General features: G+C 61.9%; 19 protein-coding genes. 9 read left to right on the forward strand and 10 right to left on the reverse strand.

Annotated elements, in window-relative coordinates; all coding sequences use genetic code 11:
• Window positions 1-167 precede the first annotated feature (167 nt).
• Window positions 168-1217: a YihY/virulence factor BrkB family protein gene (locus tag IEX64_RS04750; RefSeq protein ID WP_188818546.1), complete on the forward strand. Its 1050-nt coding sequence runs from the start codon at window positions 168-170 to the stop codon at window positions 1215-1217.
• 2 nt (window positions 1218-1219) lie between these two features.
• Here the strand turns inward: IEX64_RS04750 and IEX64_RS04755 are convergent, their stop codons facing one another.
• The 3 genes from IEX64_RS04755 to IEX64_RS04765 are packed head-to-tail and all read right to left on the reverse strand — an operon-like array spanning window position 1220 to window position 3181.
• Window positions 1220-2044, reverse strand: coding sequence for a kinase (locus IEX64_RS04755; protein WP_373290128.1), 825 nt, complete (start codon window positions 2042-2044; stop codon window positions 1220-1222).
• 10 nt (window positions 2045-2054) lie between these two features.
• Complete coding sequence (locus IEX64_RS04760; protein WP_188818547.1) at window positions 2055-2510, reverse strand: MEKHLA domain-containing protein; 456 nt, start codon at window positions 2508-2510, stop codon at window positions 2055-2057.
• Window positions 2507-3181, reverse strand: coding sequence for a TetR/AcrR family transcriptional regulator (locus IEX64_RS04765; RefSeq protein ID WP_188818548.1), 675 nt, complete (start codon window positions 3179-3181; stop codon window positions 2507-2509). The genes IEX64_RS04760 and IEX64_RS04765 overlap by 4 nt, the downstream gene beginning before the upstream one ends.
• A gap of 135 nt (window positions 3182-3316) precedes the next feature.
• On the opposite strand from IEX64_RS04765, the gene IEX64_RS04770 reads away from it, so the two are divergent.
• From IEX64_RS04770 to IEX64_RS04800, 7 genes are all read left to right on the forward strand, one after another.
• On the forward strand, window positions 3317-5422 hold the full coding sequence (locus IEX64_RS04770; protein ID WP_188818549.1) for a PQQ-dependent dehydrogenase, methanol/ethanol family: 2106 nt from the start codon (window positions 3317-3319) through the stop codon (window positions 5420-5422).
• A 129-nt stretch (window positions 5423-5551) separates the two neighbouring features.
• Window positions 5552-6385 (forward strand): coniferyl-alcohol dehydrogenase, encoded by an 834-nt coding sequence (locus IEX64_RS04775; RefSeq protein ID WP_188818550.1) that lies wholly within the window; start codon window positions 5552-5554, stop codon window positions 6383-6385.
• Between the two features lie 145 nt (window positions 6386-6530).
• Complete coding sequence (gene ribB / locus IEX64_RS04780) at window positions 6531-7844, forward strand: 3,4-dihydroxy-2-butanone-4-phosphate synthase (RefSeq protein WP_188818551.1); 1314 nt, start codon at window positions 6531-6533, stop codon at window positions 7842-7844.
• A 1-nt stretch (window position 7845) separates the two neighbouring features.
• Window positions 7846-8268, forward strand: a complete 423-nt coding sequence (gene ribH, locus IEX64_RS04785; RefSeq protein ID WP_188818552.1) for a 6,7-dimethyl-8-ribityllumazine synthase — start codon at window positions 7846-7848, stop codon at window positions 8266-8268.
• Window positions 8261-9199 carry an aldo/keto reductase gene (locus tag IEX64_RS04790; protein WP_188818553.1) on the forward strand — a complete coding sequence of 313 codons (939 nt, stop codon included), beginning with the start codon at window positions 8261-8263 and terminating at the stop codon, window positions 9197-9199. The genes ribH and IEX64_RS04790 overlap by 8 nt, the downstream gene beginning before the upstream one ends.
• A 301-nt stretch (window positions 9200-9500) precedes the next feature.
• Complete coding sequence (locus tag IEX64_RS04795) at window positions 9501-9665, forward strand: hypothetical protein (protein ID WP_188818554.1); 165 nt, start codon at window positions 9501-9503, stop codon at window positions 9663-9665.
• A gap of 185 nt (window positions 9666-9850) precedes the next feature.
• On the forward strand, window positions 9851-10411 hold the full coding sequence (locus tag IEX64_RS04800) for a MarR family transcriptional regulator (protein WP_188818555.1): 561 nt from the start codon (window positions 9851-9853) through the stop codon (window positions 10409-10411).
• A gap of 110 nt (window positions 10412-10521) precedes the next feature.
• Here the strand turns inward: IEX64_RS04800 and IEX64_RS04805 are convergent, their stop codons facing one another.
• From IEX64_RS04805 to cysD, 3 genes are read right to left on the reverse strand one after another with little or no spacing between them, the layout of a single operon-like run.
• Window positions 10522-11259 (reverse strand): 3'(2'),5'-bisphosphate nucleotidase CysQ, encoded by a 738-nt coding sequence (locus IEX64_RS04805; RefSeq protein WP_188818556.1) that lies wholly within the window; start codon window positions 11257-11259, stop codon window positions 10522-10524.
• Window positions 11259-13196 carry a sulfate adenylyltransferase subunit CysN gene (cysN, locus tag IEX64_RS04810; protein ID WP_188818557.1) on the reverse strand — a complete coding sequence of 646 codons (1938 nt, stop codon included), beginning with the start codon at window positions 13194-13196 and terminating at the stop codon, window positions 11259-11261. Before cysN ends, IEX64_RS04805 begins: the two co-directional genes overlap by 1 nt.
• Window positions 13196-14164, reverse strand: a complete 969-nt coding sequence (gene cysD, locus IEX64_RS04815; protein ID WP_268238440.1) for a sulfate adenylyltransferase subunit CysD — start codon at window positions 14162-14164, stop codon at window positions 13196-13198. Before cysD ends, cysN begins: the two co-directional genes overlap by 1 nt.
• A gap of 195 nt (window positions 14165-14359) precedes the next feature.
• Between cysD and IEX64_RS04820 the strand changes: the two genes are divergently transcribed.
• Window positions 14360-15286 (forward strand): helix-turn-helix transcriptional regulator, encoded by a 927-nt coding sequence (locus IEX64_RS04820; protein WP_229710076.1) that lies wholly within the window; start codon window positions 14360-14362, stop codon window positions 15284-15286.
• A 36-nt stretch (window positions 15287-15322) separates the two neighbouring features.
• Here the strand turns inward: IEX64_RS04820 and IEX64_RS04825 are convergent, their stop codons facing one another.
• The 4 genes from IEX64_RS04825 to IEX64_RS04840 all read right to left on the reverse strand — a co-directional run bounded on the left by IEX64_RS04825 (window position 15323) and on the right by IEX64_RS04840 (window position 20509).
• Window positions 15323-17170, reverse strand: a complete 1848-nt coding sequence (locus IEX64_RS04825) for a GGDEF domain-containing protein (RefSeq protein ID WP_188818560.1) — start codon at window positions 17168-17170, stop codon at window positions 15323-15325.
• Window positions 17171-17411: 241 nt separating this feature from the next.
• Complete coding sequence (locus IEX64_RS04830) at window positions 17412-18680, reverse strand: MBL fold metallo-hydrolase (RefSeq protein ID WP_188818561.1); 1269 nt, start codon at window positions 18678-18680, stop codon at window positions 17412-17414.
• A 2-nt stretch (window positions 18681-18682) separates the two neighbouring features.
• Window positions 18683-19687: a zinc-dependent alcohol dehydrogenase gene (locus IEX64_RS04835; protein ID WP_188818562.1), complete on the reverse strand. Its 1005-nt coding sequence runs from the start codon at window positions 19685-19687 to the stop codon at window positions 18683-18685.
• 33 nt (window positions 19688-19720) lie between these two features.
• Complete coding sequence (locus IEX64_RS04840) at window positions 19721-20509, reverse strand: SDR family NAD(P)-dependent oxidoreductase (protein ID WP_188818563.1); 789 nt, start codon at window positions 20507-20509, stop codon at window positions 19721-19723.
• Between the last annotated feature and the right edge of the window lie 113 nt (window positions 20510-20622).

Below are 20622 nucleotides of genomic sequence, written 5' to 3' on the forward strand. Positions count from 1 at the left end.
CCTGCCCCGCAACGAAGGCGCGGGGAACAACGTTTCGGGTGATCGATTAGCCCAACCATGATCAACGCGACGAATCACCCCTTCTTCTCTCGCACCGGGATAGAGAAATTCTCCCGAACATGCCTATCGCATTGCAACAGCGAAAGTTCCCGCGCAGATTTACAGGCATGACGGAAAGCGAATCGCCGCCAACAGACCTGCCTCCCGGCGCTTCGGCAACCGCGCCATGGAGTATGCCCCGCGCAGCCTGGTACAAAGTCCTGAAACGCGTGTGGGTCATGATCGGCTTTCATGAACTGGGGCTGCTCGCGGCGGGGCTCGCCTTCTATACCTTTCTTGCCATCACTCCGCTCATTGCGTCGACCGTGATGATTTACGGTCTGGTTGGCAATGTCGAGACGGTCCGCAAACAGATGGAAAGTCTGGCGCAGGTTCTCCCGGCCGACGCCGCCCACGTGCTGGAAGCACAACTTATCCAGATCGTATCGACGAGTTCGGGCGTGACCGGTCTTGCCCTATTGATCGCCTTCTTCTTCGCGATCTTCGGCGCGATGCGGGCTGCCAGCGGCATGATCAGCGCTCTCAACGTCATCTATGAAGAACGCGAGACACGCGGCACCATCGCGCTTTCGCTGCGCGCCGCTGCCCTGACTTTGGCGGCGATCCTGATCGCGCTCACCGGTGTCCTTTCCGGCGGCGTCTTTGCCTGGTTGCAGACGCAAACCAGCGTCTATCTCGGTTCCGCTACCCAGACCCTGTTCAAAAGTCTCACCTGGGTCGCGGCAATTGCGCTCGGTAGCGGCGGCTTTGCGCTCATCATGCGCTATGGTCCGGACAGGCGGCCGGCCAAGTGGCGTTGGCTTGCTCCCGGAGCCCTCATGGCGACCGTGCTCTGGATGCTGATCTCGTTCGGGTTCTCGCTCTACGTCGCCTACATCTCCGACTACAACGCGATGTACGGCTCGCTGTCGGCCATCGTGGTATTCCTGATGTGGCTGTTCCTGTCGGCTTACGGCGTTCTTGTCGGGGCGCTGCTCAATGCCGAGATCGAACGACAGACCTTTCACGACACGACGGTGGGGCCGGCTCGTCCGCCTGGCGAACGCGGAGCCATCCTTGCCGACCGTGTGGACAATACAGTCCCGTCCCTGCGCGCACTGCAAAAGCTGAAGACGCAGCGAGCCGAAGCCGAACGCAAGCATGCGGACGGGAACTGAACTCAGCGACGTTGCTGGATTTCGACAGGATACCGGTCGGCATCCAGGCTCACGACCAGATCGGCACGGTCGGGCATTTCGTACAGGATGTAGCGCGTCAGCCGCTCGTAGTGCGCAATGAAACGCGCAAGAGCGGCCTCATCCATGACCTTGGCGTTCGCGTCCGCCCTGGCCCCGAGGTCACGCTCCTGCTCCAGTCGCCAGCCATACACGACTTCGAAACCGGGCGCCGCAAGCAGAACAAGGCGATCGATCCGTGCGAACAGGTCCTGATAGGCTCCCGCCAGCGCAGCATTGACGTATCGGCGCCAATCACCGCCCGCGTCCTCTTCTGCCTCCAGCGCATTGATCGGTTCAACCAGATCCTGTTCCGGCTGGGGCCTTGCACCCACGCACCAGCCCTCGAACAGCAGGACATCGCAATCAGCCGGCGCGGGCGCCCAGGTGTCCGCAGGCGCCCTGTCATCACGGCCCTTGTCGAAGCGCGGGAGCGCCGCAGCCTTACCGTCTTGCAAAGCATCGACGAGCGAGAGACCGAGCAACACGTAATGGGTACCCGGCACTCCGCGCGTGGCCAGCAGAGGATGAACGTTCCTTGCCAGACCCTCGCGCTCTGCCCTGGTAAGGTAGAGGTCATCGATCGAAAGGGCGGCTGTGCGCAATTCTTCCAGGCCACACGCATCCAGAACTGCGCGGGCCAGCGTCGTCTTTCCCGAACCCTGCGCCCCGCATAGCCCGATGACGACAGGCCTGTGGTTCTTCTCGCCAAGCGCCGCCCGAACCTGAACCATGACGGCCTCGACCACACGGGGATCGGCCTTGCTCATGCGGCGCTTATCACGGCGCGAAGCACGCTGCCTGACCGTGCCGATGCCCTTTCGCATCGATAAGGTTCCACACGACGGCCGGCCCGATCCGGAAACGCCTGCCCTTCGCACTAATACGCACACCGGCATAGTCGTCGATGAAGCCGTTTGCCGTCACCCGATCGAGCAGGGCCTGGCGTTCCTCGCGTAAGGGCGCTTCAGCCGAGAGCCGCGAGGGCATACGAACGAAAGCGTCGGTATCGGCCTCGAAAGCCGTCAGCGCCGCAGCATTCCCGAAGAAAAAGATCGGATCCGCTTCTGTGCCATGGGCAACAATGGCCTTGGGCGAGGCCCAGAGTGCAGCGACCACATCGTCGGCAGAATCGATCAAGGAAAAGCCCAGCAGCCTCTCGTAGCTCTCTGCAATCAGCGCGATCCGTGCCGCCCGCGCCGGTCGGCGATAGAGGTCGGGAACCGGGTCTGTCATGCTACCACGACCGAGGACGGAATGGGCTCGGCAGCCCGTTCTGCCGAACGCACCGAACGCAGGACGAAGCCGGCGTAGAACTCGGTCAGCGCTTCCAGCGAATAGTCCGCCATCGCATCGAGCGGGGACCCGTCTTCATGGCGGTACCAGTCTGCACCGCTGTTGAGCATGCGCATGATCGTCGAGATCGTCAGGTAGCTGTCGATACCGGCATGGAACAGGCCTTCGCGAACGCCCTGCTCCAGCACGTTGCGCCACGCCTCGAAGCTCTCCTTGCGCGCCTTCATCAGGTCGAGGAAATCAGGGCTGCGCCGGAAGAATTTCCGCTCGTTGAAGATGATCGCGTAGGCCTCGATCCGCTCGGCCAGCGCCGTCAGTTCCTCGCGGATCAGGGTCACGAATTTGGTCTCGGCATCGTGAGCCGAGCCAGCGATGCGCAGCGCTCTTTCGCGCTGGTCCAGTACGGCATCGCGGACCACTTCGGCCAGCATCTCTTCCTTCGTTGCGAAGTGATGATAGAGGCTGCCCGAGAGGATATTCACGTCATCGGCGATCTGGCGAACGGTCGTGGCCTCGAAGCCGAATTCGGCAAAGCGCCGCGCCGCCGCATCGAGGATGACCTGACGGCGATCCCCGTTCTTTCTGCGCGTGCCTGTCTGCCGTTCCGCCACCTGAGAACCTTCCTCCGTTGTGTTCCAGCATCCGCCCTAGCAAGCACAAGCCGGCAATGCGAGCGGGCGAGATACGATTTACAAAGGCTCAAAACGCCTTAGACAATGGGCAAAACACGTGGGAAGGGAAGCGGGATGAAGCGCAAGTTCGGGCCGGTCATGGCAGCCTCGGCGCTGGTGCTGGCCAGCACGCTCAGCGGATGCACGGCAAAGGCGGACGGCACTGGCGGCGTGGGCGTCGAGGTCGGTGGCGCCGCGGACTGGACCGCCGTTGGCGGCGGCTTCGACGAGACCAGCTATTCCCGCCTCGACCAGATCGGCACCGGCAACATCGACAAGCTGGGCCTTGCCTGGGCACTGGACCTTCCCGGCGAAGTCACGCTCGAGGCCACGCCGCTTGAAGTCGATGGCGTGATCTACTTCACCGGTAGCTATGCCAAGGCCTATGCGGTCGATGCGACAACCGGCAAGGTCCTGTGGACCTACGATCCGGAGACGTGGAAGCACGATCCGGCAGCCATGCACTTCTCCTTCGGCGCCAACCGCGGCATGGCCTATGAAGATGGCAAGGTCTTCGCGGCCTCGCTCGATGGGCGGCTCTTCGCCCTCGATGCCAAGACGGGCAAGGAGCTGTGGGTTTCTGAATCGATCCCCGAAGGCGCGCTCAACATCTCCACCGGCGCGCCGCGGGTGATGAACGGCAAGGTCATCATCGGCAATGGCGGCGCCGACTTCGGTGCGCGCGGCTTCGTGACGGCTTTCGATGCCGAGACCGGCAAGCTGCTCTGGCGCTTCTACACGACCCCCGGCACCGACGAGGAAAACGCAGGTAAGCCGGCCATGGAACTTGCCGCCAAGACATGGGGTCCCGACCACCTCAAGGCGGGCGGCGGTGGCGGCACCGTCTGGAATGGAATGACCTACGATCCGGAACTCAACCGGATCTATATCGGTGTCGGTAACGCAGGCCCCTACGATCCCGACATCCGCGATCCGGACAGCAAGGGCGACAACCTCTTCACCACCTCGATCGTCGCGCTCGATGCCGATACCGGCAAGTACATCTGGCACTATCAGGAAAATCCGCGCGATTCCTGGGACTACAAGTCCACGCCCAATATCCAGATTGCCACTCTGACCATCGACGGAAAGCTGCGCAAGGTGCTGATGCACGCGCCCACCAACGGCTTCTTCTATGTACTCGACCGCAAGACCGGAAAGCTCGTGAACGAGCCGGGCAAGACCACGCTCATCACCTGGGCCAAAGGCATAGACATGAAGACCGGTCGCCCGATCGAGGCGCCGCAGATTCGCTATGAAACAGGCCTGACCAAGATGTGGCCGGGCACCATCGGCGGCCATAACTGGCAGGCGATGAGCTACAGCCCGAAGACCGGGCTGGTGTACATTCCCCAGCAGCAGATCGGTGCCCGCTTCTCGCGCAAGGGCGGATCGGAAAACGCCTTCAACGTCATGGGCTTGATGCTCGAGCCGATCACCGAAAAGCCCGGCGATGGCCACGGCTATCTCGTCGCCTGGGATCCGGTGGCGCAAAAGGAAGTCTGGCGCGTTCAGCACAAGGGGCTGTGGAACGGCGGCACTCTTGCCACCGCCGGGGGCGTCGTGTTCCAGGGCACGGCCACGGGTTACTTCAAGGCATACGACGCGAAGAGCGGCAAGGAACTCTGGAAGTTCAACGCGGGTCTCGGCATCATCGGCGCGCCGATGAGCTATAGCCGTGACGGCAAGCAGTACGTCTCCGTCCTCGTGGGCTATGGCGGTACGACGGCGGCCTACGGCCACTTCATGGACATGGGCTACAAGTACGGCCTGCAGCCCCGCCGCCTGCTCACCTTCGCCATCGGCGGCGACAAGTCGCTGCCGCCCTCGCCGCCGCCGGACTTCACGGTCCACGCGCTCGACGATCCCGCTCTCACGCTCGACGAGGACGACGTGCTTGCCGGCCGGGCGCTGTCGGTCCAGTGCGCCGCGTGCCACGGTGTCGGCCTGCAGGCGACCGGCACGCCCGGGCCCGACTTGCGGGAATCGGCCATTGCACTTGATCTCGACAGCTTCCGCGCCTTGCTGCAATCAGGGCCTCTGATGTCACGCGGCATGCCGCGTTTCGAGAACCTGACGGAAGACCAGATTCGCCAGCTTCACGCCTATATCCGGGCCAAGGCACGCGAAGCGCTGGGCAAGCGGGAGAAGGACGATACGGCCCCTTCGGCCAAGCTCTGACAAGGGTCATCGTGCCAGCGATCAGCCCTCAAGGCGGTTGAAGAGAACGCCGGTCACAGCCTAGCTACCGCACCATGAATTTGGGTCCGGTCGCCACGCGCCGCGCCCCGAGAGAGGAAGGACCGAAAAATGAGTGATGTTCTGGGCTACAAGGGTAAGCGCGTAATCGTCAGCGGCTGCTTCTCCGGCATGGGCGAAGCCACGGCCAAGCTGCTCGTGGACCTGGGCGCAGAAGTCCACGGCTTCGACTTCAAGGAAAGCTCGGTGCCGATGGCGTCCTTCACCCAGATCGACCTTCGCGATCCGGCGACCATCGAAGCGGCCGTGGCCGGTGTCGGCGGCAAGGTGGATGCGCTGTTCAACTGCGCGGGTCTGCCTGGCGGCGGCGGCTTCCCGCCGATGGACGTGATGAAGGTCAACTTCCTCGGCACCCGTCACCTCACCGAACAGGTCATTCCGCTGATGGGCGACAAGGGCGCGATCGTTTCGATCGCCTCGACCGGCGGCCTCGGCTGGAGCCGACGCATCCCCACCCATATGCAGCTCATGATGACCAAGGGCTTCCAGGGCGGCCTTGAATGGTGCGAAGCCAACATGGACCAGGTTTCCGAAGGTTATGCTTTCTCCAAGGAAGCCGTGATCGTCTGGACCCAATTCATGGGCGCCCAGCTCATCAAGAAGGGCATTCGCATCAACTGCTCACTGCCCTCGCCGACGCAGACGCCGATGATGAAGACCTTCCACGAGACCTCGGGCAAGGAAGTCGTCGATGCCGCTGCCGAACCGCTCGGCCGCTACACCACCCCGGAAGAGCAGGCTGGCCCGCTGGTCCTGATCAACTCGGATCTCGCCGGCGTGGTCAACGGCATCGTCATGCCGGTCGATGGCGGCTTCATGGGCGGTCTCGCCACCGGTCAGGTGGACATAACCAAGATGATGGGTGGCCAGAAGCAGGGCGGCTGAACCATCCCTTTTTTGAGAGAATGGAATGCGAGGCCGGGTCGAAAGATCCGGCCTTTCGCTTGTCCACACAGAGGCAGACAGCGGTTGCATTGCGATGTGATTATCTCATATGGGGATCACATCTTGATGTGAGCGAGTCATTCCTATGTCCAGAAATGTGATCGAAAAAGTCCGCCAGCTCGTATCCGAGGGCGGCATGAGCAAAGCCGGCCTCGCCCGCGCTGCAGGCCTGCACGCCAACACCTTGCGCGACTGCACCGATACCGACTGGAACCCGACCGCCGAAACGCTCGGCAAGCTGGAGCGCGTGCTGTTCTCGAACGACGACCGCGAAGTGCTCGTCCCGATCGAGGAAATCATCGACGAGGCCCGCAATGGCCGGATGTTCATCCTTGTCGACGACGAGGACCGCGAAAACGAGGGGGATCTCGTCATTCCGGCGCAGATGGCGACTCCCGCCGCCGTAAACTTCATGGCGACGCATGGACGCGGCCTGATCTGTCTCACACTGACCAGTGAACGGGTGGACCAGCTCGGCCTCGACCTGATGAGCCAGCACAACGGCACCCGGCACGAAACCGCCTTCACCGTCTCGATTGAGGCCCGTGAAGGTGTCACCACCGGCATCTCGGCCGGGGACCGGGCGCGAACCATCTCTGTGGCCATTGATGGCAGCAAGTCGAAGGCAGACATCGTCACCCCTGGCCACGTCTTCCCCCTGCGCGCCCGCGATGGTGGCGTGCTCGTCCGGGCCGGGCATACCGAGGCGGCCGTCGACATATCACGGCTCGCCGGCCTTAATCCCTCCGGCGTGATCTGTGAGATCATGCGGGACGACGGCACCATGGCCCGGATGGACGACCTGATCAGCTTCGCGCGCATGCACGACCTGAAGATCGGCACGATCCGCGACCTCATTGCCTACCGCCGCAAACACGACCGCATGGTGGAAAAGAGGGCCGAACTTACCTTCGAAAGCCGATACGGCGGCCAGTGGACTGCCCGCACCTATTTCAACAAGGCGACCGGCGACGAAACGATCGCGATCATCAAGGGCCGCGTCGATCCGGCGAAGCCCACACTCGTGCGGATGCACACACTATCGATCTTTTCCGACATTCTCGGCGAACAGCAGAACGACCGCTCTGATCTGCTGCAGCGCTCGATGGAGATCATTGCGGAGGAAGGAACGGGCGCTATCGTCGTGATAAACCGCCCGATGAACCGCCTGATGTCCCGCGCCATAGACATCAAGCAGAAAGTCCGGGCCGGAGAAAATCCGGACCTGGAGGAACTGCGCGACTATGGTGTCGGCGCCCAGATCCTCGCCGAGCTAGGCATTCATGACATGATCCTCCTTACCAACACTCACCATTCGCTGGTGGCGCTGGAAGGCTATGGCCTGAACATCGTCGGCGAACGCCGCATCACGGCCGCCGAGGCCAAGGGAGAAAACTGACATGGCCCGTTTCCTGATCGTCGAAGCCCGGTTCTACGACCACCTCAACGACATGCTGATCTCCGGGGCCAAGGCGGCCCTGATCGCAGCCGGCCACACGGTCGACGTCATCACCGTGCCCGGCGCACTGGAAATCCCCGGCGCGATCTCGCTTGCCGATGCCTCGGGCCAGTACGAAGGCTATGTCGCCATCGGCGTCGTCATTCGCGGCGAGACCTATCACTTCGAGATCGTGGCAGGGGAAAGTGCCCGCGGGATCATGGCGCTGACCATGGACGGCATTGCCATCGGCAATGGCATCCTTACCGTAGAGAACGAAGCCCAGGCGCTCGTGCGCGCCGATCCCGGGCAGAAGGACAAAGGCGGCGAAGCGGCCAAGGCCGCTATTGCCCTGCTGGAACTGAGAGAGAGATTTGATGGCTGACATTTCTGGAGATCATCCAGCCCTTGCTGGCATTCCGCTCGTGCTGGGCGGCAACGTTTTCGGCTGGACGATCGACAGGGATGGCAGTTTTGCCGTGCTCGATGCCTTCTACGAGGCAGGCGGGCGCATGATTGACACCGCCGAAGGCTATTCGAACTGGGTGCCGGGAAACAAGGGCGGCGAATCCGAAGCGCTGATCGGCGAATGGCTCGAGAGCCGCGGCGTGCGCGCGGACATGCGGATAGGCACCAAGACCGGTCAAGGCGGCCCTCCGGGCGCACTCAAGCCTGAGGCTGTCGCCGCCGCGCTGGAAGGCTCGCTCGAACGCCTGCGCACCGATTACGTCGACCTCTACTACGCCCACCGCGATGACCGAACGACGCCGCTGGAAGAAGTCGTGAGCGCCTATGACGAAGCCTTCCGTTCGGGCAAGGCGCGAGAGCTTGGGGCCTCCAACTATACGACCGAGCGGCTCGGCGAAGTTACCGACCTGGCCGCCAGCATGAAGGCGTGCGGGTTCACGGTGATGCAGCCGCTCTACAACCTTGTCGACCGGCAGGACTATGAAGGCGCGTTGCAGGAACTCTGCGTTCAGCGAGAGATAGCCGTCCTGCCCTATTACGGCCTCGCTTCAGGCTTCCTCACCGGGAAGTACCGCAAGGCGGAAGACTGGGCGGATTCGAGCCGCGCCTTTTCTCTCGATCAGGCTGTCGCGAACGGCGGCTGGGACGTCCTGAAGGTTCTGCGCGAGGTGTCAGATGAGCTTGGTGTGGCCTGCACGCACGTCGCGCTGGCGTGGCTCAACAGCCAACCGGGCATTGCCGCCCCGCTGGCAAGCGCCACGACCCCGGCCCAGGTTGCCGATCTTGCAGCCGCCGCCTGTTTGGAGCTTGCACCGGAGCACGTGCAACGCCTCAACGCCGCGAAGTAGATAAGCATCTTTACTTAGGTGATATTGCTAGCCGTAATACGCGGTAACAGCGTGAAATCACTTTGCAATGTTCTCCCAGCTATTGTTCGCTTGCAATTTGTTCACAATTTGGACAGTTCGAATAAATCGATTTCAGTTTCCTTCTGATCGTTTAGGCGGCTGGCACCATTACCGGGAGCAACACGGATAATTGCTCCGGAGTGGACATATTGGACGGCTTCGAGAAGCCGATTCAAGGGTCGCAAGAACGGGCTCGAAAAGAGCCGGGTGCGTTTCCGGACGCGCCTTACGGAGAACATAAGTGGACAAGATCGCGATTGCGAAATCGTTGGCTAAAGACCTTGAGGGAAGACTTCGGACGATGGAAGAAATCGGTGCGCTCGTCTCTGCAGCGCATCTTGATGCCGCCATCGACAGCCTTTGCCGGACATTCGATATCCCGAGAACAATCTCCGATACGGAGTAAGCTTGCCAAGACGCCTTACTCAAGGAATGTCAGTATTTCTGGTGTTGGCGGCAATGGGGCAAACAAGTATTGACCTGATTTCTCAATCTTCAGGTACTCTCTGCTCTCCCTGTCCCGCGATCTAGTAATTTCTGCAAGATTGTCTTTTCGAGAATTTTGCAGCCTGACACTGGTGAGCCCACTTGATGGATAATGCGGACCAGTCATTGAAGAATCGGGCAAAGGCTGTCCGCCTTATCGGTATTGCCAATGAACTTCTGGCCATGGCGCGCGAGCTGGAAATTGGTGAGACAACACCTGCTCTACCCAGTCTGAACGAAGTTGGCATTGCCGGCGGAGGTCGGTCCGCAGTAACGAAGGACCACCCGATGTGGTGCGAGCTCGCGCGGCAGACCTACGATGATCGCCGCCGGCGCACGAAGATCTTCAAGTCCGAAGATCTGTTCGGCGAACCGGCTTGGGATATTCTGCTCGACCTGTTCATTGCGGCCAAGATGCGCCGCCGCGTTTCGGTCACGAGTGCGTGCATCGGTGCAGCTGTTCCCTCCACAACGGCGCTACGCTGGATCGCTGTTCTGGAACGGCAGGAACTGCTGGTACGCGAAGCGGATCCCGGTGATGCCAGAAGGGTCTACGTCAAGCTCAGCGCGCGTGGTTACGATGCCATGCTGGAATATTTCGCCTCCGCATCCCGTTCCGTCGTGCTGATGGACGATGCCCCCCCGCACGCCGCTGCGGCACGCTAGGAATCAAAATGGGCGCCGGCCCCCTCTTCTACCCCGGAGCAGAGGACCGACACCCGAATTGCGGAGGCGGGCGGATGACCGGTGCCCCCGGCACCGGTCATCCGCAGCACTCAGAGAAAGGCCCTGACTTTCTCGAGCACCATGTCCGCGTGCTCTTTCCGGCAAATCAGCAGGTCGGGCATGTAGACGTCCTGCTGGTTATAGACGAGCGGACTGCCGTCGATGCGCGAGGCATGGAGCCCCCACCCCAACGCCACGGCCGCGGGCGCCATGCTGTCCCACTCGTACTGACCGCCTGAGTGGAGGTAGATGTCCGCTTCGCCACGCAGGATCGCCATGGCCTTGGCCCCGGCCGACCCCATCGGCACCAGTTCGCCGCCGATCGCTTCGCAAACGCCGGTGGCTTCCTTGGCAGGGCGGGTGCGGCTGACGACCATGCGCAGCTTTTCCGGCGCAGCCGGGATCTCGCCCGGCTGGTCAGAACGCAGCACCACATCGAGACCCGGGAGTGCCACGGCGCCAAGGTCAGGCGCACCGTTCACAGCCATGCCAACGTGGACCGCCCAGTCGGTGCGTTCCTCGCCATATTCGCGGGTGCCGTCGACCGGATCGACGATCCAGACGCGCTCCTTCTCGAGGCGGTCCGCATTATCCTTCTCTTCTTCGGAAAGAAGGCCGTCCTCGGCGCGCTGCTGACGCAGCGCGTGAACGAGGAACTGGTTCGCGGTCTGGTCCCCGGCCTTGCCGAGCGACTTTCCCTCGAACATGCCCGAGGCGCGGACCTGAAGCAGGATCTTGCCTGCCTGGTCCGCGAGATGCGCTGCGAGATCACCGTCCGACATGCTCATCAGGCGTCTCCCAGCAGGGTGTCGACGATGAGGGTCGCGGCTTCTTCCGGCGACAGCTTGGTCGTGTCGATGCGGATCTCGGGGCTGCGTGGTGCCTCGTAGGGGCTATCGATGCCGGTGAAGTTCTTCAGTTCACCCGCACGCGCCTTTTTGTAGAGGCCCTTCACATCGCGCGATTCGGCGACCTTCAGCGGCGTGTCGATGAACACCTCGAAGAACTCGCCTTCGGGCAGCATCGAACGCACCATCTCGCGATCCGCCTGGAACGGCGAGATAAAGGCGGTGATCACGATCAGGCCCGCATCGGTCATCAGCTTCGAGACTTCGCCGACGCGGCGGATGTTCTCGATGCGGTCGCTCTCGGTGAAGCCCAGGTCCTTGTTGAGACCGTGCCGCACGTTGTCGCCATCGAGCAGGAAGGTGTGCCGGTTCATCCGGTGCAGCTTCTTCTCGACGAGATTGGCGATGGTCGACTTGCCCGAACCCGACAGGCCCGTGAACCACAGGACCGCCGGCGCCTGGTTCTTGAGCGCGGCGTGCTGCTTGCGACCGATGTCGAGCGCCTGCCAGTGGACGTTCTGCGAACGGCGAAGGCTGAAGTTCAGCATGCCGGCCGCGACCGTGGCGTTGGTCATCTTGTCGATCAGGATGAACCCGCCAAGCGCGCGGTTCTCGCCATAAGGCTCGAACACGACCTGCTTGTCAGTCGAAATCTCGGCCACGCCGATGGAGTTCAGTTCCAGCGTCTTGGCCGCGAGATGCTCCATGGTGTTGACGTTGACTTCGTACTTCGGTTCCTGGACCGTCGCCGACACCATCTGGGTGCCGAGCTTGAGCCAGTACGCACGACCAGCCACCATGGCATCGTCGGCCATCCACACGATAGTCGCTTCGAACTGGTCGGCGGTCTGCGGCGGATTGTCGGCCACCGAAATGACGGAACCACGCGAACAGTCGATTTCGTCCTCGAAACAGACGGTCACCGACTGGCCGGCCACGGCCTGTTCCAATTCGCCGTCGAACGTGACGATCTTGCTGACGGTGCTGGTCTTGCCCGAGGGCAGAACGCGGATCTGGTCGCCCGGCTTTACTTCGCCCGTCGCAACCAGGCCGGAGAACCCGCGGAAGTCGAGGTTCGGACGGTTCACCCACTGCACTGGCATGCGGAACGGCTTTTCGGCATCGGCCGAACTGAGCACTTCCACCGTTTCGAGATGATCGACCAGCGTCGGACCCTTGTACCAAGGCGTGTTGTCCGAAGGCGTGGTGATGTTGTCGCCTTTGAAGCCGGAAATCGGCATCGCGGCGAAGCTCTCGATCCCGATCGAATTGGCGAACTCGGTATAGTCGGCAACGATCTTGTCGAAGACTTCCTGCTTGTAGTCGACAAGATCCATCTTGTTCACGGCCAGGACGATGTTCTTCACACCCAGCAGGTGGCAGATGTAGCTGTGACGGCGAGTCTGGACGAGCACGCCCTTGCGCGCGTCGATCAGGATCACTGCGAGGTCGGCGCTCGACGCGCCGGTCACCATGTTGCGGGTGTACTGCTCATGGCCCGGACAGTCGGCGACGATGAACTTGCGCTTCTCGGTGTTGAAGAAGCGATAGGCCACATCGATGGTGATGCCCTGCTCGCGTTCGGCGGCGAGGCCATCGACCAGCAGCGCGAAGTCGATTTCCTGGCCCTGCGTGCCGACCTTCTTGGAATCGGCGCTCAGCGCGTCGAGCTGATCTTCGAAGATCATCTTCGAATCGTAGAGCAGACGGCCGATCAGCGTGGACTTGCCGTCGTCGACGCTGCCACAGGTGATGAAGCGCAGCATCGTTTTGTGTTCGTGCTGCTTCAGGTACTCGTCGATATCCTCGGCGATGAGGCTGTCGACGACGTACTTCGGTTCGCCGTCATTCTCGGTCTTGATGTCGGTATCGGCCATCAGAAGTACCCCTGCTGCTTTTTGACTTCCATGCCGGCACCGCCGGCGTCCTTGTCGATCACACGGCCCTGCCGCTCTGACGTCGTGGTCAGCAGCGTTTCCTGGATCACTTCGGGAAGCGTCTTGGCTTCGCTCTCAACAGCACCCGTCAGCGGGAAGCAGCCGAGCGTGCGGAAGCGGATGGAACGTTCTTTCGTCTCGGGACGGTAGCCCAGGATCTTCTCGATCCGATCCATGTCGTCGGCCATGAAAAGGCCGCCTTCCCATTCGAAGGTCGGGCGCTTGTCCGAAAAATATAGCGGCACGATCGGAATGTCGTTGAGGTGGATGTACTGCCACACGTCGAGCTCGGTCCAGTTCGAGATCGGGAAGACGCGGATCGATTCGCCCTTGGCCTTCTTCGCGTTGTAGATGTTCCACAGCTCAGGACGTTGATTCTTCGGATCCCAGCCATGCGACTGCGTGCGGAACGAAAAGATGCGCTCCTTGGCGCGGCTCTTTTCCTCGTCGCGGCGGGCACCGCCGAACGCAGCGTCGAACCCGTACTTGTCGAGCGCCTGCTTCAGACCCTCGGTCTTCCACATGTCGGTGTGCAGCGAGCCGTGCTCGAAAGGATTGATGCCTTTCTCCTGCGCTTCCGGGTTGTGATAGACGAGCAGATCCATGCCCGACATCTCGGCCATCTTGTCGCGCAGTTCGTACATCGCCTTGAACTTCCACGTCGTATCAACGTGGAGCAGCGGAAACGGCGGCGGCGAAGGATAGAATGCCTTGCGGGCGAGGTGCAGCATAACGGCGCTGTCCTTGCCGACCGAGTAGAGCATCACCGGCCGTTCGGCTTCGGCAACGACTTCCCGGATAATGTGGATGCTTTCAGCTTCCAGCCTCTCTAGGTGCGTCAGGGTTTTCATCGAGCTTCCCTTTGTTGGGTTGGCCCCTTTGCGGGTTGCGAATCTTCTTGCAGGGATGACTTTTACAAAAACCTCCCATATGGGAGGGCAATGGCGCTAACCAGTCGAGACGAAACGGATTTGCTGCTCCCCCTCTTCCGCGGATTGTCGGAGAAATCAGCATTTTCAACGTTTCTTGAAAGAGTTAGGCGTCGCACCGACGCGGAATATGTTGCTCTGATCCAGCGCGTGGGCTCCGGACCGCACGCCGAAGTGAGCACTTTTCACGCCGGAATCGACTTGCGAGCACGCGCGCTAAACGCCGATTCACTCGATATCCATGCCCTCGACCGCTTCCATTACGACGCGCTCCGACCGGGCCGCGTCTATGCGATTTCCGAGTTCTTCGACCACGATCCGGTCTATCGCGCCGACCGCGCCCAGCGAATGAAACAGCTCGGCATAGCGGACGAGCGGGTCGTGCGATTGCCCGATATCGAGGATGTCAGCGCGTGGCTCGTGATGGCACGCGCAAAGCCCTGCACAGCGGCAGACAGCGCTCTGCTCTCCAACCTCGCGCCTTATGTTGAAGAGGCCCTGCGCGCCCATGTCGAACTGGAACGGCACCGTGTACGCGCAAGTGTAAGCGTTCAGGGGCTAGCGCGCTCGGCCACGGCGTGGATGGTCATGGACCGTGAGGCGCGACTTCTGTCGATCGATCCACGGCTTGAGACCTGGTTGGAGAAAACGCTGGGCTACCACCCTCGGATCGGCGAACGCCTGCGTGATCTTGGCGTCCAGATCGAACGAGATCTCTTGGCCGCCGCCATTGATTTTACCAGCGACGAACCGGGGCCGCCCCGCCCTCTCCTGCTTAACGAACACCCCCGCCTCGAGGCGCTGCTTTCCGCCACGACAGATATGCCGCGACGCTCGATGCTGGTGCTCTGCCGCCTGCCCAACACGCGCACGTCAGAGAGCGTTGATCGCCTGGCCCGCCTGTTCGATCTGCCGAGGCGCGAAGCAGAGCTTGCTGTTGCGCTCAACGAGGGACAGTCGATCGCAGAAGCGGCCGAACACATGGGCCTGACGCTGGAGACCGCGCGCAATTACTCGAAGCGCCTCTATGCCAAGCTTGGCGTACGCGGACAGGCAGAACTGGTTCGACTGGTGAGCGATAGCGTGGCGGTTATGGCCTAGGCCTCCTCAGCCGGTTCAGCAGACCGAAAGTTCAAGTCATTTCTCAGACCAGACGCTGCGATTGCGGCCGGCTTCCTTGGCTGCGTACAAGGCCTGATCGACACGCTCCAACACTTCCGAACGGCTTCGCGAGGCATCGTCGAGCAACATCGCCCCGGCACTGGCGGTCAATCGACCGAACGCGCTCTCGGCATGCGCAATCGCAAGGCCTTCGACATCGCGCACAGCCTGCCGGACCTTCTCTGCGGCCTCGCGCCCGGCTCGACACGGAATGATCGCCGCAATCTCTTCGCCACCGTAGCGATAGACCTTAGCACCAGGCAGAGAATCGCCGATACAGGCAACGATCCGCTCCAACGCCTTGTCTCCCGCGACATGGCCATAGTGATCATTGTAAGCCTTGAAGAAGTCGACGTCGAACAAGGCAAGAGAAACGGTGACGCCGTTCTTTTCGACGGCGTCCAATGCCTTTTCCAGATCCTGATCGAAGGCCCGGCGATTGAACGCGCCGGTCAATCCGTCTCGCAGGCTGCGTTCGGCCAATTGCTGGTTCGCGAGTTCGAGTTCGATGGTCCTCTCGGTGACGAGATGTTCCAGGCGGTTCATGATACTGTCCACCTGCCCTGCCATGAACTGGAAGGAACGTGCCAGCATCCCGATCTCGTCATTCCGCTTGGTCGGGATCGGCACGCTGCCATTGGCAACCGCCGTGTAGTCGCCGTCGGCAAGGCGGTGGGATGCTTCGGTCATCTGGCGGATCGGCTTCGAGACGCTGGCACGCAGAACCAGTACCACCGTGAGGATGAAAGCTCCGAACAGTGCGGCGATGAGAACGAGCGCAAGGCCGGCGGAGCGCAGCGCGCGGGCCTGGACGACTGACTTGGGATAGACCGTCACCAGCCACCACTTCGGACCTTCCAGACCGACACTGGCGACATAGGCGTCCAGTTCCGGGGCGTAGGTCACCCTGCCGACACCATCAGCGCGTTGTTCGGCATTGGCCAGCTGGCGATAAATACTGGTGACGGCGGGGTTGCCGAATTGCTCGACGCTGATCTGCCCTGCCTTCTTGTTCCGATCATCCAGACCGGCAGGGTGGGCAATCAGCTTACCGTCATGCGAGAGAATGAGGTCGTAGATCCCGTCCGGTCGATCATCGACCACATCACCGATCAGTTCCGTTAGGCCCACATCCACGCTGGGGTTGATGAGGTGCCGCCCTTTCCAATCCACCGGCCGTTGAAAGGTTATGGCCCATTTGGACGCCGTGGCGTCGAAATAGAGGCCGGTCCAGATCGGTTTCCTCTGCGGGTTTTGCGAAGGCAGCGTGGCGCCTATGACCGAAAGCGCGGTCATGTCCAGATCGCTGTCGGCATCGAGCCCCCAAGGTTGTCCGGGCCAGTTTATGATCAAGGCGTTTTCGGGCAGGCTGGCGTGGACGTTCATGAATTCGCCCGATGCCGCCGGCCCGAATTCGGCGACCGTTTGATAGGTGATGACCAAACGCCGTTTCAGTTCGGGAGTAAGCTCCGGCCGGTTGCGCGCGACGAACCCCGAGACGCCACTGTGCGTCAGCCCATTGCGATCCCGATAGCCTGAATAGTATTTCGAACGCAGCCGCACGGTGCCATCGAGCATGTGCTGGTAATAAGCCTCGAAATCCGGTGAGGGAAAGACGTTGGGGTCGGTGTAGCTGTCCAGGAAGCGGCGCGTGAAGCGATCCGTCAACGCTTCGGCACGTAGAAACCGTTGGCTTTCGTATCGGCCACGCTGTTCGATCTGGGTTCGCCACTCGACGAGAAGAGCGCGCTGGGCCTCTCGTTCGGCAGAATAGAACGAGAATATGGCTACAATAGCCGCTGCACAGAACGCAAAAGCGACCATCCGGAGCGCGACCTTGCGCGTAAATGACCGCTCATTGCGCAGAAAGTTCTGGTCCCCCTGCGCAATATCTTCGTGCGGTACGAGCCTGCCTGTGTGTCGCACTCGGTCTGACCAATTCGATACCAATTCCTTACGAGTATCTGGCCGGAAAGGGTTAAGAATAGGTGAGAGCCGAGACCTTGCAAGCGATGAGTGCGCGGAGACCTCTACTTACGTGTAAAAGTATAGGAAAAAGGAGCCCTCAGGCCCCTTCCCCCAGCAGCTTTTCACATTCAGCGATTTCCGAGCGCAACCACATGGTTTCGCTAAGATTCTTGCCGCCGCATTCCTTCAGCAGTACCTCGTTCGCGGCCTTACGCACCTTGAGTGCGGGAACATTGCCGGGTTCGGCCCCCAGCGCGACATCGACGAGATGGATCGCTTCGAGTGGCTTGCCTGCGTCGAGCTTGGCTTGCGCCCTTTCAGCGAGCTTTTCAGCCCCGCCTGCCAACTCAGCCAGATCGGCGTCCACGCTCGAACGCGGAACGCCGTAGAGTGCGGTGGTACCGTCCTCGTAGTGCAGCCAGCCGGCATATTCGCGCCAGATCGACTTAACCGCCCAGCTTGCCTTGCCGTGGAACTCGCCGATTTCCAGCCCCTCGGGCCAGGCGAACTCTCGCATCAACGTGTGGACGTCCTTGCCCGCGTTCATCCCCTCGAACGTGTAATCGCGAACGTAGCTGACCGCTGCGTGCAGCTTGTCGAGATCGGCCTTGATGCGATCCTTGCCGACGATGGCATCGCCGTGGCCGGTGATGACGATCTCGGCGCCAAGATCGCGGATCGTTTCGAGCGACTTGAGATAGTTCCGCACCAGGCGGGGCTTGTCGCCGCGCAGGGTGTTGAGGAAGGGCATCGACAGCCAGACCGGGCCGAAGACGTTGCCGGTGAAGGCGATCTTTTCCTTCGGCATCCATACGGTAAGCGCGTCGATCGTCTCGCCTTCCGGCGTCGAGATAATCTCGAAGGTTCGTCCGCCCAGATCCAGCGTCAGCTTGCGATCGACGAGGATGTCGGGCTTCACGTCCGGCGGCGGCTTGGGCGTGCCGCCGCGCTTGAGCGTCGATCCCCAGAGCTTCCCGCTTCGCGGCCCGAAGAAGGGCTGCAGCCCCATCATGTCTCCCACGGCCTCGTCGAATCCGGGACCGCCGATGACCTGCGTGCCTTCCTCGAGGAACTCGGGCAGGCCGCCATAGTGGTCGGCATGGCTCTGCGTCAGCACGATGAAGGCCAGCGGGCCGGTGCGATGCGGCGCCAGCAGGCGCCTGGTACGCTCGGCATTATCCATGAAGCCGGTGTTGATCATCACGTCGCCTTCGCTCGTGGTCACGAGGTAGGCGTTCGAGATGTCGTTGGCCTGGAAGATGAAGTCGGTGACGGCGATGGCGTCGGTCTGCTCGTCGCCCGAGCGCACGAGGCCGGCCAGCTTTGGACCGTCGCCGTTCGCCGGCGCTTCCTTGGTTTCCGCCATGGTCAGTCCTCCATCTCGATCATGACCTTGGCCGACGAAGGCGTTGCCGCGATTTCGAGGCCCTTCATCACATCCTTGAACGGGAGCTTGTGGCTGATCATCGCCGCAATCTTGTCCTTGAGGCGCGGCATGGCCGCAATCACCTCGGGCATTTCGGTGGGATAGCCGACGGCCGTGGTGATCGTCATTTCGCTCGTCAGCATGCGGCCGACCGGGAATTCGAGCGGCTTCATGTAGGCGGCGGTGATGACCATGCGCGCATGGAACTTGGCCATCATGATCACGTCGGTGAGGATATTCGGCGCACCCGCCGCGTCGATGTAGGCATCGGTGCCGACACCGACGCGGCCGTAGCTCGGCACTTCGCCGTGCAGCTTCGCCAGTTCGGCGCGCAAGTCCACCTTGGTCGGATCGAGCGCGGCCTGCACGCCAAGCGCACGGGCGCGTTCGAGACGCTCTTCCGAGAGGTCAAGCGCGACGACATCGGTGATCCCGCGATCGATCAGCCACAGCAGCATGCCAAGCCCGATCGGACCGCAGCCGAAGACCACCACCTTGTCACCGGGCTTTACTTCGGCACGATTGACGCCGTGCATGGCCACGGCCAGCGGCTCGCACATGGCGGCGACGTCGTAGGAAATGCCTTCGGGGATAGGCAGAATGGAATCGCCCAGACGGGCTTCGCGCACCAGCAGTTCCTGCGTGAAGGCCCCTTCCGGGCCGCCCGAGCCAATGTTGCTCGGCGTCATCATCGGATTGACGATGACAGGAGAACCGACGGAAATGCCCTCGACCTCTGCTCCGACTTCCATGACCTCACCGGCGCCCTCATGGCCCAGCGCGGTCTCGGCGCCTGGCGGAATGCCGCCCATCTTGATGTAGGACAGGTCCGATCCGCAGATACCGACCGACTTCATCTTGACGACAACGTCCTTCGGTCCCGCCGCCGGACGCTGGTAGGAATCGAGCCGGACATCGCCGACACCGTGAATCTTGAGCAGTTCCATCGCTTCTCTCCTCGCCCCCCGATTATGTTGCGATTACGGGCGGACCATGTAGCCGCCGTCGATCGTGACCGTCTCACCGGTCATGAACGAGCTGGCGTCAGAGCACAGGTAGGCGCCGATGCCCTCGAAGTCCTCGGGACGGCCGCATCGCTGCATCGGAATGGTCGGCGCGAAGTGCGCCGCCACACCTTCAGCGCGGGCGCCCTCACCCATCATCGGGGTGATGATCAGGCCCGGCGCGACGACGTTGGCGCGAATGCCGAGCGGCGCGAGCTCGACGGCAAGGCAGCGGATCGTGGCGGCCACAGCGCACTTCGATGCCGCATATTCCATCTTGCCCGGGAGGCCCTGGAACAGCGAGAGCGAACCGCAAGCCACGAGGCTACCACCCTTGTCGCCGGCTTCCGCGCGTTCCTTCATCAGCCTCGCGCCTTCGCGCAGAGTGAAGAAAGCACCGTGCAGCGCGGTCTTCTGGAAATCGTACCAATGCTCGGTCGGCATATCGAAGACCGAATTGTAGCGCGGCGATGCGCCCGAGTTGGCGAAGACGCAGTCGACCCGGCCGAAGTCTTCCATCACCTTGTTGTAGCCTTCGGCGATGTTCTCTTCCTCGGAAACGTCGACCTGATAAGCGATCACCTTGCCCGCACCCGCGGCTTCCAGCTCGGCCTTGGCCTTGGCGCTTTTTTCCGCGTTCCGCGCCCAGATGGCGATGTCGCCGCCCATCTTGGCCGTGCCCATGGCAAAGCCGAAGCCGATGCCGCCGTTGCCGCCGGTCACTACCGTTACCTTGCCCGTGCAGTCGAAAAGGCCCTTGGCCATCGTCGTATCTCCTCGATCCCGAAACATGCGCCACCGGTGGCGCGGTTATGGCCTAAGGTTTCGGCGGGCACGGCTTGCCTATCAAGGGCAGCGACTATAGAAATCCAGCCCAA

The sequence above is a fragment of the Novosphingobium indicum genome (genome assembly GCF_014645195.1).
Taxonomy (GTDB): domain Bacteria; phylum Pseudomonadota; class Alphaproteobacteria; order Sphingomonadales; family Sphingomonadaceae; genus Novosphingobium; species Novosphingobium indicum.